This is a genomic window from Pseudomonadota bacterium, from assembly GCA_039196715.1.
In the GTDB taxonomy this organism is placed as follows: Bacteria; Pseudomonadota; Gammaproteobacteria; order CALCKW01; family CALCKW01; genus CALCKW01.
Genome location: JBCCUP010000052.1, coordinates 1 through 14,391 on the forward strand (window position 1 = coordinate 1; position 14,391 = coordinate 14,391).

Consider the following 14,391-nt stretch of genomic DNA (forward strand, 5'->3'; position numbering starts at 1 on the left):
CATCCGCCAGTGCAGGCAAGCCACCGTGTCGGAAACGCGCAAGCCACTTGTAGGCGGTTCGGGTGGAGACAGCAGAGGCGTCTGCAGCGTCTTTGACAGACATCCCCTGAAAGAGGATGCGCTCGACCAGAACCCGTCGACTGAAGGGCGTCAATCGGGCATTCTTGTGGGTGTTCATCCGGGCCTCTTTGGTGTGTTGGAGCTAGACACCCAACAGCATCGAGCAAGGGGCTCGGATGAACAACCTACTGAAAGATCACACCTAGTCGAGCGTTGGCAGGGCGCCAAGTCGCCGCGTCAGACGCACATCCTGGTGCGCGTTGGCCAACCAGTCGTACACCGTGGCGTAGGCCATCACCGCCTGCACGTAGTTGCGGGTCTCGTCGATTGGCAGCGTCTCCACCCAGCGCGCCGTCTCGGCGGGCCCGCCCCCGACCCAATTGTCCCGCGTCCAGCGTTTGATCCGGCTCGGGCCGGCGTTGTACCCGGCCGTTGTCAGCGCCACCGACCCCTTGAACCGCTCCCGCAGCTGTGCAAGGTAGTGTGTGCCCAACTGGATGTTGCGTCCCGGGTTCGTCAGGTCGCCAGCGCCGGACTCACCGCGCGCCGCGGCGACCGCTCGCGCGGTCGCCGGCATGAGCTGCATCAGCCCAACGGCCCCGACACCTGAACGCACCGCAGGCCGAAACCCGCTCTCCCGGCGGGCTGTGGCGTAAACCCAGCTCGGGTCCAGCCGTTGCGCCTGTGCGTGCTTCGCGACACTGTCGGAAAATGCGAAGGGAAAGCGCAGGGTCAGGTCCGCGCTGTACGGGGTGCGGGCATTGCCGGCCAACGCCCGGTCGTGCCAGCCCCAGTCGTGCGTCACGGTAACCAGCTCGGCAAACGCCGCAGGCTCCAACTCGCGCGCCAACCGCTGCCAGGTGCGCTGCGCCCAGGCGTCGAGCCCGAGCACCCAGTACTCGCGAGCTTGTTGCACATCCGCGCGGGCTTGCAGGGCCGTGCGGAGATCCGGGTCGCGCGGCATGGGCGACTGTTCGAGCTGGTAGGTCAGCCCGAGCCGGTCCGCAGCCAGAAACCCGTAGTAACTGCGCGTCCCGGCCAACTCGGCCAGCACCGCCCGGCCCGCTTCACCGCGCCCGAGTTCAATCAGGGCGTGCGCGCGCCAGTAGCGCCAGGCGCCGTCGTGCCGCTGTGGGGCGGGCATGGCATCGACACCGGCGACCACCGCCGACCAGTCGGTCGCGCGCAGGGCCGAGCGCACCCACCAGGCGCGTGTCTTGGCCGTGTGCGAGTCATCCGGGATCGCAGCGAGCAACTTCAGCGCGCCCGGGTGGTAGTCAACGGCGGCGCGAATTGCCACGGTGCGCAGCATCGCCATGTGCGTGTCGCGGTCGTACCGCCCGTCCCGGATAAGGCTGGCGATGTGGCGCGTGGCCGCCACCGGGTCACGACGCGCCCACCGCGACATGAAGTGGCGCGCCATGTTGCGGTTGAACGTGGTATTGGCGTGGATCAACGGGTTGTCGATGTGCGCCGCCGGCGCGGTATGCCCGTCAATCCAGAGCTGTAAAAGCGCGTCGTCCGCGTTCGAGAGGCGGGGGAAGAACTGCCGCGCCGCGTCGAGTCGGCCGCGGTCCATCAGGGTGGCCAGGCGCGCCCAGAGGTCCGCGCCGGACACCGCATTCTGCGCGAGCAAGGCATTGAACGCCGCCTCACAGTCTGCCGGCCAATGCCGCGCGGTCCAACGCAGCCGATCGACATCGCTCAGCACCGTCTGTCGACCGAGCGCGACGCGCGCGCGCAACTCGAGACACGGCATGGGCCGCGCCGACGGCCAATCCGCGCTGTCCAGCACGCCCTGCCAGTCGGCAGCGTCGCGCAACCGCCGGCGGGCCGAGCGCACCAACGCCACGGCCAGTTCGCTGTCCCGCTCGGCCTTGGCAAAACGCAACACAGCAGCGCGGGCCTCGGGCCACGGTGAGCGGGAAACGGTGTCCATCGCGAGCTCGAAGCGCAGGTGCGGGTGCAGCACGTAGTTGCGGATTCGGGCCTCTTCGGCGAAAAAGGTCGCCCGGTCGCCGGCGCGCAGGGCGTCGAGTGCCGCCTGAAAGGCCGCCCGCTGCACCACCCGACTCGCCGCCTCCGCGCCGGTGGCGAAACACGCGAAGATGAGCGTGAACACCCCGGCCAGGTGCGACACGCGTGTGGTCGACGACGCCAGTGTGCCCGTCACGGGGCCGCACGCTCGGCCATGGCCACCGTGTAAGTCCGCCCCTGCTTGACCTTCTTGTGGTTGCCGAAGACCTCACCGAAGGCGCGCGAGACGAAATGCCTGAGGCCGTTGATCACCACAACGTAGAGACGCCCGCCCACAGGCATCCGGTCAAGCGCATCGTAAAAGTAAAGGTAAAACAATTCGTTACCCACTTTCGCGGGCAAGTTCGATGCGATCACATCGAAGCGCTCGTCACCGATGGCGCTGAAACCGTTGCTCAACAAGACCTCGACGTTGTCGATACCGTTCAACGAGGCGTTCCGCCGCGCGTAGTCGACTGCCACGAAGTCCTTGTCCAGTAACACCGATCGCCCGGCCGGCGCCTGCTTGGCCATGCACAGCCCGAGAGGGCCGTAGCCGCAGCCCAGGTCCAGGCAGGTGTCGGTGCGGTTGATTTCCATGTGATCGAGCAGCAAACGGCTACCTTCATCAATGGCTTTGGGTGAAAACAGGCCCCAGGTGGTGTCGAAGCGAAGCGCATGTCCGCACAACTCGACCTCGAGCCGCAGGTCGCGGCGAAGGTGACTGAGTTCGGGGGGCAGAGGCATGTGGCTGGTCCTGAGCACGCCGGCGCACCTGCCCACCGGTGTCCCATTGGGTCGGCGCTCGGGTCTGGGTTAGTTTGCGCGGTTTAGCCGCTGTTTCCGTGTCGACACCCCGGTGGCGACGCAGTTCGATTAGTGTACTTCAGAGGACATTCACAGATGCGAATCATATTGCTGGGCGGACCCGGCGCCGGAAAAGGCACACAAGCGCAGTTCATCTGCGACGCGTTTGGTATTCCCCAGATCTCGACAGGCGACATGCTGCGCGCCGCCGTGAAGGCTGGCACGCCGCTCGGCGTCGAGGCCAAGAAAATCATGGACGCGGGCGGCCTGGTCTCCGACGACATCATCGTCGGTCTGGTCAAGGAGCGGTTGCAGGAACCCGACTGCGCCAATGGCTGCCTGTTTGACGGCTTCCCCCGCACCCTCGCTCAGGCGGACGCCTTGGCCGACGCCGCCATCGACATCGACCACGTCGTCGAGATTGCGGTCGACGACGACGAAATCGTCAAGCGCATGAGCGGACGACGCGTACACCCCGGCTCCGGCAGGACGTACCACGTCCAGTTCAACCCGCCGAAGTCAGAGGGCGTCGACGATGTCACCGGTGAGGCGCTGATCCAACGGGACGACGACCAGGAAGACACGGTCCGTGAGCGGCTCGCGGTCTACCACCAGCAAACCGCACCCTTGATCAGCTACTACAGCGACCGTGCAGCCAACAGCGCGCAGGGTTACACCCGTGTCGACGGGGTGCAACCGGTCGACACCGTGCGCGACGCTATCCACACCGCACTCAAAGGCTGACGACCGGCGGCGTGCAGCGGTGCGACACAGCGCACCGCTGCAGATTGCCGCCACCCGGATCGCCGAACGCGCGCCGCGACACCGGTCGCGACGAGCCTACCCGAAGCTGGCGCGAATGCCCTCGAGCACCGTCGGGTAGCGCAGCGACACCAGCGACCGCAACCGCTCGGCGCGCACGCGCCGCGATTCGCCAAATCCCGCACGCACAACCGGCACCAGGGCGTCATTGTCGGTTTCGACCAGCCGAGGCCGCCCGCTCGCATCGGCGAGCGCATGGTAGAAGGCGGTCAGGCGCAGCGGGGCGCCGTCGGCGACGTCGACAGTCTCGTCCAAACCGATCGTACACTGCAAGGCCGTCAACAAGTCGTCGACGTGGATCCGGTTGGTGTACGGCGACCTGTCCACTTGCATCAGCGGCGCCCCCGACGCGAGTCGGGAGAGCGGCAGTCGGTCCGGACCGTAGATCCCGGCCACACGCAGGACGGCGAGTGGGACCCGCCAGGCAGCTGCAGCTGCCCGCCAGACACCTTCGGCCGACACCCGACGCTGCGCACGCGCCGTGGACGGCCGCAGCGGTGCCGTCTCGTCCACCCAGGCGCCCTTACACTCACCGTAGACACCCGTGGTTGATACATACACCACGGCATGCCTTGGCGGTGCGTTCTGCAAGCCATTTACCAGGTTCAGAGAGCGCCGATCGGTGTCGCCGTCCGGCTGCGGCGGTGCCAGGTAGATCAACACGGCGTGTGGTGGCAGTGCCACAGGCTCGGGGGCATCGAGGTCGAGTGCGTGCACCGCCACCCCGGCCTCGGTCCGGGCCGTGCGGGCCGTGGCGACAACGTCAGCTCCCTGCGACTGCAGTGCGCCGACCAGGCGCGTACCCACGTAGCCGCAGCCCACCACGCAGATGCGATCGCGCGACACCTCAATGCACCCCGGGTCCGGGACGCCGCCGCAACACGCCGCCGCGCGGTGCAAACAGAAAAGCCAGTACAAACAACGCGAGCAGCCACAGCACCACTGTCGGCGCCGGAGCGCTGTCCCACTGAAAACTGCTGAGCACACCGCCCCAGGTGGCAATCAGCGCGACCAGCGGTGCGAGCAGCAGCATGCGATCCAACCGGGTTGTCAGCAGGTAGGCCACGGCCCCCGGCGCGATCAGCATGGCGATGGAGAGAATCAGACCCACCGCCTTGAGCGCCGCGACGATGGTCAGGGACAACAGCACCAACAGGCCGTAGTGCAGGAATGTCACCGGCACACCGACTGCACGCGCGTGCTGGCTGTCGAAGGCGTAGAGCATCAAGTCGCGACGACGCAACAGCACCAGTGCGATAACCACCACAGCGATGACACTCGATTCCACCATGTCGCTGCGCTCCACGCCGAGCATGTCACCGAACAGAATGTGGTTGAGGTGCACGTCGGATTCGATCCGTGTGTACATCACCAGGCCGAACGCGAACATGCCGGAAAACACGACACCCATCACGGTGTCCTCCTTGACGCGACAGCGCTCTGCGATAAACCCGACCGACACGGCGCACACCATGCCCGCGAAGAAGGCGCCCAGCGCGAGCGGCAACCCCACGAGGTAAGCCACCACGATACCCGGCAACACACCGTGTGCAACCGCATCGCCCATCAACGACCAACCCTTGAGCACGAGGTAGGCGGAGAGCAGACCCGCAGACAAGGCCACCAGAGACCCGACCCAGAGCGCGCGCCGCATGAACTCGAACGACAGGGGTTCCGCCAACCAGGTTTCGATCACGGCGCCGCCTCCGGGGCCAGCGCCCGCCTGTGGGCGGACAGCACGCCGTGCTTGGGCGCGAAGCAGAACGCACACAGAAAGAGCAGCGATTGCAACACCACGATGACACCGCCGGTGCTGCCGTTGAGGAAGTAGCTCAGGTAGACACCCACGGCGCTGGTCACCGCCCCGATCACGGTGCTGAGCCAGAGCAGACGGGAGAACCGGTCGGTGAGCAGGTAGGCCGTTGCCCCCGGCGTGACCACCAACGCGATCACGAGAAAGGCGCCGACCGTCATCAATGCCGTCACAGCACAGGCGCTGAGCAAGCTGAAAAACACCAACTTCAACCGCGTCGGGTTGAGCCCGACGGTGCGCGCGTGGGCCTCGTCGAAGAACACCAGCAGCAGCTCACGCCAGCAGCTCAGCAACACCGCAAACGCGATCAGACTGATGATCAGCAGTTGCAGGGCATCACCGGGTGCGATGGCGAGCACGTTGCCGAAGACGATGGTCTGCACGTCCACCGCCGTCGGCGACAGCGACACCATGAACAGGCCGGCTCCGAAGAAGCCGGTGAAGATCAGCCCGATCACGGCGTCCTGCTTCAAGCGACTGCGCTGGTTGATGAACAGCATCGCACCGGCGGCGAGAAACCCGGCAATGAAGGCGCCAAGCGAATACGGCAAGCCGAGAATGTAAGCTCCGGCCACGCCCGGCACCACGGAATGCGAGAGCGCGTCGCCGATCAGCGACCAGCCCTTGAGCATCAGGTAGGCGGACAGGAACCCGCACACCGCACCGACCAGGGCACAGCACCAGAGCGCAGTGCGCATGAAGCCGTACCCGAACGGTTCAACCAACCACTCGATCACGGCGAGGCCTCGTCGTCCTCGTCGTAGAAGACGACCGGGCGCTCGTCGTCGGTGATCACCGTGACGCTGCGCGGGTCGTCGTCATCGTGCAAGGCTGACCCACCCAGCACAAAACGCCGAAGCACGCCGCCAAAGGCTTTCTCGAGGTTGTCACGCGTGAAGACGTGCTCGGTCGGGCCTGCTGCCAGCACCGAGCGGTTCACCAGGATCACCTGGCCGCAAAAGGCCGGCACCGAGCCGAGGTTGTGGGTTGACACGAGCATCAGCCGCCCCTCTTCTCGCAAGGCGTGCATCAAGCTGATGATCGCCTCCTCGGTGTTGACGTCGACACCGGTGAACGGCTCGTCGAGCAGGATGACATCGGCGTTCTGCGCCAGGGCGCGGGCGAGGAAAACGCGTTTCTTCTGCCCGCCGGAGAGTTCGCCAATTTGCCGCTCGGCGAGATCGGACAGACCCACCCGAGCGAGCGCAGCGTCCACCGCCGCGTGGTCGCGGCGGCGCGGCATGCGCAGGAAGCCCATGTGCCCGTAGCGCCCCATCATCACCACGTCGCGCACCAACACCGGAAAATCCCAGTCGACGTCTTCGTTCTGCGGCACGTAGGCCACGCGATTGGCCTTCAGGGCCTCGGGCACGCTGCCACCGAGGATGCGCACGTCGCCCCGGGTCACGGGGGCAAAACCCATCAGCGCCTTGAACAGGGTCGACTTGCCGGCACCGTTGACACCGACCAGCCCGCAGATCGTGCCGGTCGGCACGGCGAAACTCGCATCGACGAGGGCCGTGTGGCCGTTGCGGTAGGTCACGCACAGGTCGCGTGCGACGATGCCCGACGCGGCGGCGCCCGACACAGCGGCGCCCGACGCGGCGGCGCCCGACGCAGCGGCGCCCGACGCATCTGCTGCGGCAACCCGCTGTTTTGACGGCGCCGCTGAGCGGGGCTCAGCCACATCCAACGCCGTCGCGTCGTCGCGCGCCAGGCGCTCGATCACCCGTTCAACCCCTTGGCGATCGTCTCAGCGGTGACCCGCAGCAGGTCGAGAAAGGTCGGCACCGGCCCGCCGGCTTCGCTGAGGCTGTCGACATACAGCACCCCGCCGTAGCGGGCACCGGTTTCGCGGGCCACCTGCTTGGCGGGACGGTCCGACACCGTGCTCTCGCTGAACACCGCCGGGATGGCCTCCGCCCGAACGGTGTCGATCACCCGTTTGACCTGCTGCGGCGTGCCCTGCGCGTCGGCGTTGATTGGCCACAGGTAGAGCTCCTGCAAGCCGAGGTCCCGTGCGAGGTAGCTGAAGGCCCCCTCACTCGACACCAGCCACCGCCGATCGGGAGGCACCTTTTCGATCAGGGCACGGATGGGTTCCGCCGCGGCACGCAGGCGCTGGATGTACTCGGCCGCATTGGCCTCGTACGTCTCGCGGTTGGCCGGGTCGTGCAGGCTGAGCGCGTCGCGGATGTTGCCGATGTACACCTCGGCGTCGGCGAAGGACATCCAGGCGTGCGGGTTCGGCTTGCCGGTGTACGGGCCCTGCCCGATCGAGAGCGGCGTGACACCCTCTGAGATGACCGCTTCGGGTACCCCCGTCAGGGTTTCGAAGAACGGTTCGAACCACAGTTCGAGGTTCAGCCCGTTCCAGAGGATCAGATCGGCCTTCTGGGCGCGAATGATGTCGCGCGGCGTCGGTTGGTAGTTGTGGATCTCGGCGCCGGGCTTGGTGATCGAGACCACCTCGGCTGCGTCGCCAGCCACTTCGCGCGCCATGTCGGCAATGACGGTGAAAGTCGTCGCCACGGTAATCGGTTTGGCGAGCACACCGGCCGGCAGTGCACAGGCCAGCAGAGTCACCAGGGTTCGTAAAAGCGTCACAGTCGGGAATTCCAAGAACACGGTTGAGGGCTCGAAATTTAGCCAAGGCAAACATTTATTGCAAGTGCTTTGATAATTGCTGGCGGCGAATAACTCGCCTACACTGGCGCCACGCTCACATCGCCCGACGTGCGTGACCAAGCCACCCGCCCGACCCAACCGCGTTCTCGACCCCATACAGGTCGCCGCCGCGTTCAGCCGCGTTAGAGACGCGCACCAGACCGAAGTCGCCGAGGACTACGTCGAGCTTGTCTCCGATCTGATCGCGGCCAAGGGCGAAGCGCGCAGTGTCGATCTCGCCGAGTGTCTGGGCATCAGTCCCGCCACGGTCAACAAGACCGTGGCGCGCCTGCAGCGAGACGGCTACCTGACCGCTGAACGCTATCGCTCGATTTTCCTCACGGAAAAGGGTGAACACCTCGCTGAAGCCATGCGCGAACGGCACCGCATCGTGTTCGACTTTCTCTGCGCCATCGGCGTGTCCGAGGAGACGGCCGAGCTCGATGCCGAGGGCCTCGAACACCACGTGTCCGAAGAGACGCTGCGCTGTTTTCAGGCGATCATCGCGTCCCGGTCGCGGCGCTGACCCCGGCGCACCTGACACCCGAATCAGCGTGTCGTCGCCACGCTGCCCAAGGGCAAGGTCTTCGCCACGTGATCAACGAACGCGCGCACCCGCGCCGAGCGGGCGAGGTCCGGGTGGGTCAGCGCCCAGAGTCCGATCGTGAGCTGATCTACCGGCGGACCGGGCACGCGCACGAGCTGTTCAGAGTGGTCACCGAGAAAGCACGGCAGCAACCCGACACCGATGCCGTGCTCCACGGCCACCTTGATCGAAACGTAGGAATCGCTGCGCAGACAGATGCGTGACGCCGGAATGTTGGCGTCGAACCACACTCCGGGCGGCGTGGCGCGCAGGCTGCTGTCCATCCCGACCCAGCTTTGATTCTGCCAGACTTGCGCTTTCAACGAGCGCGCCTGGTCGCGCGCCGCGTACACGGCGAAGGGGATGTCACACAAGCGTTTGCCGATGAGGCCCGCGTCAGGTGTGCCGGTCGGCCGTATCGCAACGTCCGCATCGCGGCGGTTGAGGTCGAAGACGTTGTTCGAAATCAACACATCCACCACGATCTTCGGATGCGCGGACTGAAACCCCGCCAACACAGGACCGAGCACGGCGAGCATGAAGCTCTCGGTGGTCGTGACCCGCAACTCGCCCTCGAGCCGCAGTTCACTGCCTGCCACGTCGCGCTGCATGTCGTAGAGGGTGTTTTCCACCTCGCGTGCCGCCAACACCATCCGCTCGGCTTGTGGCGTGAGTGCGTAGCCGGAGCTGCTCTGCTCGAACAGCCGGCAGTTGAGGTCGGCCTGGAAGGTCGCAATGCGCCGAAGCACGGTAGACCGGTTCACGCCCAATTCACGCGCCGCGGCCGCCACACTGCCCTGTTTCGCCACGGACAAGACGAAGCGTAGGTTGTCCCAGTTTATCTGCTGCATTATTGCATCAATATAACGCAGGACTGCATTCCGCGACGTATTTCCGGGGAAGACACCGACGTGTCTCGCGCTCACAAGCGGGGCCGTTGGTGACAACACAGCGCGCCTCGCCAGCCATGCCAGCCGCTCACATCCGCAGAAGGCAGTTCAGCCACCGCCGCGTGGCGGTCTTTCGAGCGACCCCGACCCACGCCACGGCCGGACGGCGACACCGCTGCCCTCAAAGGTTGGTGCTGTGAGGCCGGCGGCTACCGCGGTCGATGAGGCTGTGCGTGATCGATGAACGTGAACAGCAAATCACGTTCGAGATCACGGCTGGCAGCCGCTTGTCACGACCGCGCACCGAGACCGGAGCGCACCGCCCCGAAACCGAGCGGCCGTTTCCACGCGCGTCACCTCGCCAGTCACCGAACACCGCCACCGTGCAGTGTCAGCCTTTAAAAGCCGAGCTAGACCAGACTACTTTATTACAGGTATGGCTATCTTGGTACGTACCTCCACGTAACGGTTTTTGCGCATCAGCACGACCACGTAGAAGCAAAAAAAATCGAAACCAAGTCTTGGCTTAACCATCACACACCCCTGCCACGAGCGGACGCCCTTCGTCCGCCGCGAACGGCAAAAGCCAACACCCATCCGTGTCAGTGAGAGACGCCATGACCCAGAGCACCCTGTCCCGAAGCCTACTCGCCGCCGCCCTGCTCGGCGGTACAGCACACGCTGCCGAGATCACGGTCAGTATTACAAACCTGACCCAAGGCATGTACTTTACACCTCGACTGCTGATCGCCCACACCGGTGCCGTCGACCTCTTCGAAGCCGGCACACCCGCCTCTGCCGGGCTCACCGCCATCGCCGAGGGCGGTGACACGTCGGTCAGTGCCAATGCGCTCGATACGAACTTCCCGACGGCACAACGCAACCAGACGTTTGGCGGCCTGCTGGCACCCGCAAGCACCAGCGCCGACTACACCTTCGAAACCAACGGACACCCTTACCTGTCACTCGCGACCATGCTGGTGCCCACCAACGACGCCTTCGCCGGTCTGGACGGCTGGCCGATCCCGACCACACCCGGCACCTACACGGTCAACCTCAATGCCTACGATTCCGGCACCGAGGCGAACGACGAGATCAACAGCGGCAACACCACGCTGACCGGGCCCGGCGGCGTCGCACTCGGCGCCACGGGCGTGCCGGGGATGGCCACACCGCCGCCGACACAAGCGGCACTTGGCACGGGCGCGACCGGTGTCGCGATCTCCGCCAGCGGCGGCATCGTGCCGGACACGGGTGCCGAGGGCGCCGTTCACATCCACCGCAACGCACTCGGTGACGCCGACCCGTCGGGCGGTCAGAGCGACCTCGACGCGGCCGTGCACCGGTGGCTGAACCCCGTTGCGCGCATGACCATCACTGTCAACTGAGCGGGGGTGAGCAGATGAAACCCATCAACAGACTGTTGCTCGCATCACTGGCGAGCGCCACGCTGATTGCGTGCAGCGACAACGACCCGACCGTATCGGATCCCGAGCCGGCACCGATCGACGCGCAGTTCAGCGTGTCCATCACCAACCTGACCTACGCGCAACCGTTCTCCCCGGTGGCCGTCATGCTGCACCGCAGCGGTTACACCGCCTTTGTGGACGGCGAAACTGCGAACGGTGCGTTTGAGCGCCTGGCGGAGGCCGGCGACAACAGCGGCGTGCTCGGTGACGCAGCGGCGAACGCCGCGTTCATCGCGTCCACCAGCACCGCAGGTCCCCTGCCGCCTTTGTCACGTTCGTCGGCACTGAACCTCGATGTCCCCACCGCGGACCTCGGCGACCTCAAGCTGAGTGTGGTGAGCATGCTCGTGCACACGAACGACGCCATCACCGGCACAAACGCGTTCGACTTGAGCGGCATGGGCGTCGGCGACCGTCGCGTGATCAGTGGCCCCACCTGGGACGCCGGCACCGAGGCCAACAGCGAGACCGCGGCCACGCTGCCGGGCCCGGACTTCGGTGGCGAGGGCTTCAACGCGGCGCGTGACGACACCCTGGACCGGGTGCGGATTCACGCCGGTGTGGTGACTTCAGCCAGCTCCGAGTTCGGTTTGCCAACCTCGGCCCTGACCGAACGGCATCGCTTTCTCAACCCGAGCAGTCGGATCGTGGTCACGCGGACGCGCTGACCGCCCCCCGGGGCAGGGCCATCCCCTGCCCTGGGCATCGAACGGGTTGCCGTTGTCCGCAGCCGATCAGGCGGGCACCCGGTCGCCGTGGCTGTGCGGTTGCGACACCACCAGAAAACGCACCACCGCGTCGGTGGGGTTGAGGAGCTGGTGCGGCACCCCGGCCGGCACCTGACAGCCGCTGCCCGCGAGCACTCGGAGCACCGTACCGTCAACCTCGAGTTCCGCTTCGCCGTCGAGCACGTAGAAAAACTGTTGCGCCGTCACGTGCGCATGGCGCACCTCGCGACCGCCGGGTGGGAGCCGCTCCTCAATGACACTGAGTTCCGGCGAGTTGACCAGGTGCCAGCCGTCGGCACCGTCGCCCCACCGATAGTGTTCGGCGTTGGCCGTGTTGATGATCTGCATGGCCACCGTGACCCGGCCGAAAGGCGTCACAGCATCCCACAAACCGACCGACGCGAACCAGGCCCGTCGATGGCCACGACACGACCGTGAGACCCAGCGCCAACGTGAGCCGCCCGCAGACCGCTTCCGTGCAGGCCGCGCGCGTCACTCGAGACCGAGGCAACTCGCGTAGTAGCTGACGGTCGCGGGCCAGTCGCTGAACACCCCGGCCACCCCGACGTCCTGCGCCAACACATCGAGCACCGCGAGCAGGTCGCTGTCGCGTTGGATGAGCGGCGCCACACTCTGGTAGTACCACCCGCCACCGCCGCGCAACGGGCCCGAGCGTTCCAGTGTCCAGGTGATCAGTCGGAGACCGGCCTCGGTCGCGGCGCGCGCGTAGGCGGATGGCACCATCCGCTCCCCGTCCACGTCGAGCAGCACCCAGAGCGGTGGCGCCAGCGTGCGCACGCCCAGGGCCTTCAGCTCGCGCATCGTCGGTGTCAACCGGGCCGGGTGCGCAGGGTCGAAGCCGCGCTCGCGGTAGCGCCCGTCGAGGTAGATCGCCTGGGCGCCGAAGTCCGGCTCCACCCGAATCCAATACAGCACATCGTCGAGGTTGAAGGATTGCGGCCACACCCTCACCGGGTCGATACCGGCCTGCTTGTACTCGTCGATGAGTTTCTGGGCATAGTCGACCTGGCTGAAGCCGTCGTGCGGCATTGCCACCGCCGGGGTTTTCAGCTCCGGCGTCATCACCACATCGAGTTCCTCGAACAGGGCGATCGACTCAGCGTGGGTCATCAGCGTGCCGCCGTCAGCCGCGTAAAGGTCGGTGCGAAACCCGGCCGTGCCGCCGAGGTAGGCATGCACGTCGGTGGCGCGGCGGTCGGCCGCGTCCATCTTGCCGGTGAGCGTCCGAAACTCGGCGAGGCTGAGCTCGCTGGTGCGGCACTGCGCCCCTGCCGGGGTGTCACCGTCCGCCGGCGAAAACGGCTCGATGCAACGCGCAGCGAGCGGTGACACCAGAATGTCAGTCGTGGTGTGCAAGTCGTTCTGGGCATGTCGGCACACGAGCTCGTGGTCAGCGGTGAAGGTCACATCGCACTCGAGCACACCGGCCCCCATACGCGCCGCCGCTCGATAGGACTCCCGGGTGTGTTCCGGAAACTGCAAGGGCGCACCGCGGTGCCCGATGGAGAAGCGCGTGGGCCGCACCGGATCGCTGGGCACAGGCCATCAAGGTGTCTTTGAGCGGACCCGGCTCGAGTTGATCCACGAGAAACAGCGGCCGCGGCCCGACGTCGGCGGCGAGCGCCAACAGCGGACACACCAACCCGATCGCCCACGCGGCTCGACGGCGTCCAGTCATCGTATGTCACTCCTTGCTGCGGGCACCGCCGGGTGCCGATGCCGAAAGAACTCAGGCGATATCGCCTACCGCATTCAGTGCCGGGTAGGGCTCGCCCTGTGCGTCGAGACGCGTCGCCACCTTGGGGTGTGCCCAGCGGAACAAGGTGCGCTCGTACCGCGCCGGATCGAGCCGCGGCGCATCGTACAACCCGGCCGCTTGGCGCTGATTGTGCGCCTCGCTGAGGATGATCGCCGCCGCCACAGACACGTTGAACGACTCCACCATACCGACCATGGGCACGACGATATGGTGGTCCACCTGCTCTGCGATGCGTGTGCTCACCCCGTCGCGCTCGGCACCCAGCAGCACGGCCGTGGGCCGAGTGAAGTCGATGTCGCGGTACGGCACCGCCCGCGATGACAGGTGTGCGGCGCACACCTGAAAACCGCGCGTCTGGAAATCGGCCACGGCGTCGTGCATGTCGGCGTGCAGGCTCACGTCGACCCATTTTTCGGCGCCCTGGGCGGCGCCGCGCGACGCGCGAAACCGGGTCCGGTCGCTCTCGGCCATGGCCAGGTGCACCTCGGCGACACCAAAGGCGTCGCAACTGCGGATGATGGCCGAGATGTTGTGGGGTTTGTGGACGAAATCGGCCAGCACGGTCAGGTCGGGTTGCCGGCGGTCCAGCACGGCACGCAAACGCGCAAAGCGCTCTGGGGTCATGGCGTCGGTGTCTGTCGGGTCAGCGCACAGTCTACCGCGGGCTTCGGTCGATCCACGTGCACCGCCGCGACGCCCACCGCGGACGCTGGCGCTTGCAGCACACAATTGCCACCCGCAAAATGGCGGTTT

At 66.3% G+C, this 14,391-nt stretch carries 15 protein-coding genes and 1 pseudogene; 4 read left to right on the forward strand and 12 right to left on the reverse strand.

All coding sequences use genetic code 11. The features are described from left to right. The 3 genes from AAGA11_15895 to AAGA11_15905 all read right to left on the reverse strand — a co-directional run. Nucleotides 1–178: leucine zipper domain-containing protein (locus AAGA11_15895; GenBank protein MEM9604350.1), on the reverse strand; the 178-nt coding region annotated here is incomplete at its 3' end. 84 nt (nt 179–262) lie between these two features. Then, nucleotides 263–2,233, reverse strand: a complete 1,971-nt coding sequence (locus AAGA11_15900) for a transglycosylase SLT domain-containing protein (protein MEM9604351.1) — start codon at nt 2,231–2,233, stop codon at nt 263–265. Continuing rightward, nucleotides 2,230–2,823: a methyltransferase gene (locus AAGA11_15905; GenBank protein MEM9604352.1), complete on the reverse strand. Its 594-nt coding sequence runs from the start codon at nt 2,821–2,823 to the stop codon at nt 2,230–2,232. The genes AAGA11_15900 and AAGA11_15905 overlap by 4 nt, the downstream gene beginning before the upstream one ends. A 156-nt stretch (nt 2,824–2,979) precedes the next feature. On the opposite strand from AAGA11_15905, the gene adk reads away from it, so the two are divergent. Further along, entirely contained in the window at nt 2,980–3,627 is a 648-nt protein-coding gene (adk, locus tag AAGA11_15910; GenBank protein ID MEM9604353.1) for an adenylate kinase, read from the forward strand. Between the two features lie 96 nt (nt 3,628–3,723). Here adk and AAGA11_15915 read toward each other — a convergent pair whose 3' ends face one another. The 5 genes from AAGA11_15915 to AAGA11_15935 form a co-directional block, all read right to left on the reverse strand. Further along, entirely contained in the window at nt 3,724–4,551 is an 828-nt protein-coding gene (locus AAGA11_15915) for an NAD-dependent epimerase/dehydratase family protein (protein ID MEM9604354.1), read from the reverse strand. Nucleotide 4,552: 1 nt separating this feature from the next. After that, the gene (locus AAGA11_15920; protein MEM9604355.1) at nt 4,553–5,401 is read right to left on the reverse strand and encodes a metal ABC transporter permease; all 849 of its coding nucleotides are present in this window, start codon (nt 5,399–5,401) and stop codon (nt 4,553–4,555) included. Next, complete coding sequence (locus AAGA11_15925; protein ID MEM9604356.1) at nt 5,398–6,255, reverse strand: metal ABC transporter permease; 858 nt, start codon at nt 6,253–6,255, stop codon at nt 5,398–5,400. The genes AAGA11_15920 and AAGA11_15925 overlap by 4 nt, the downstream gene beginning before the upstream one ends. After that, nucleotides 6,252–7,106 carry a manganese/iron ABC transporter ATP-binding protein gene (locus tag AAGA11_15930; GenBank protein MEM9604357.1) on the reverse strand — a complete coding sequence of 285 codons (855 nt, stop codon included), beginning with the start codon at nt 7,104–7,106 and terminating at the stop codon, nt 6,252–6,254. The genes AAGA11_15925 and AAGA11_15930 overlap by 4 nt, the downstream gene beginning before the upstream one ends. Before the next feature lie 137 nt (nt 7,107–7,243). Then, a complete protein-coding gene (locus AAGA11_15935; protein MEM9604358.1) occupies nt 7,244–8,104 on the reverse strand; it encodes a metal ABC transporter substrate-binding protein in 861 nt (286 codons plus the stop codon). 154 nt (nt 8,105–8,258) lie between these two features. On the opposite strand from AAGA11_15935, the gene mntR reads away from it, so the two are divergent. Then, a complete protein-coding gene (gene mntR / locus AAGA11_15940; protein MEM9604359.1) occupies nt 8,259–8,711 on the forward strand; it encodes a manganese-binding transcriptional regulator MntR in 453 nt (150 codons plus the stop codon). A 23-nt stretch (nt 8,712–8,734) separates the two neighbouring features. Here the strand turns inward: mntR and AAGA11_15945 are convergent, their stop codons facing one another. Then, on the reverse strand, nt 8,735–9,622 hold the full coding sequence (locus AAGA11_15945) for a LysR family transcriptional regulator (protein MEM9604360.1): 888 nt from the start codon (nt 9,620–9,622) through the stop codon (nt 8,735–8,737). 656 nt (nt 9,623–10,278) lie between these two features. On the opposite strand from AAGA11_15945, the gene AAGA11_15950 reads away from it, so the two are divergent. After that, nucleotides 10,279–11,049, forward strand: a complete 771-nt coding sequence (locus AAGA11_15950) for a spondin domain-containing protein (protein ID MEM9604361.1) — start codon at nt 10,279–10,281, stop codon at nt 11,047–11,049. A gap of 14 nt (nt 11,050–11,063) precedes the next feature. Next, nucleotides 11,064–11,798, forward strand: coding sequence for a spondin domain-containing protein (locus AAGA11_15955; GenBank protein MEM9604362.1), 735 nt, complete (start codon nt 11,064–11,066; stop codon nt 11,796–11,798). Nucleotides 11,799–11,864: 66 nt separating this feature from the next. Here the strand turns inward: AAGA11_15955 and AAGA11_15960 are convergent, their stop codons facing one another. From AAGA11_15960 to trmH, 3 genes and pseudogenes are all read right to left on the reverse strand, one after another. Beyond that, a complete protein-coding gene (locus tag AAGA11_15960; protein ID MEM9604363.1) occupies nt 11,865–12,236 on the reverse strand; it encodes a cupin domain-containing protein in 372 nt (123 codons plus the stop codon). A 114-nt stretch (nt 12,237–12,350) separates the two neighbouring features. Then, nucleotides 12,351–13,557 (reverse strand): annotated as a pseudogene (locus AAGA11_15965) (glycerophosphodiester phosphodiesterase family protein). Between the two features lie 51 nt (nt 13,558–13,608). Continuing rightward, nucleotides 13,609–14,262 carry a tRNA (guanosine(18)-2'-O)-methyltransferase TrmH gene (trmH, locus tag AAGA11_15970; GenBank protein MEM9604364.1) on the reverse strand — a complete coding sequence of 218 codons (654 nt, stop codon included), beginning with the start codon at nt 14,260–14,262 and terminating at the stop codon, nt 13,609–13,611. Nucleotides 14,263–14,391: the final 129 nt, after the last annotated feature.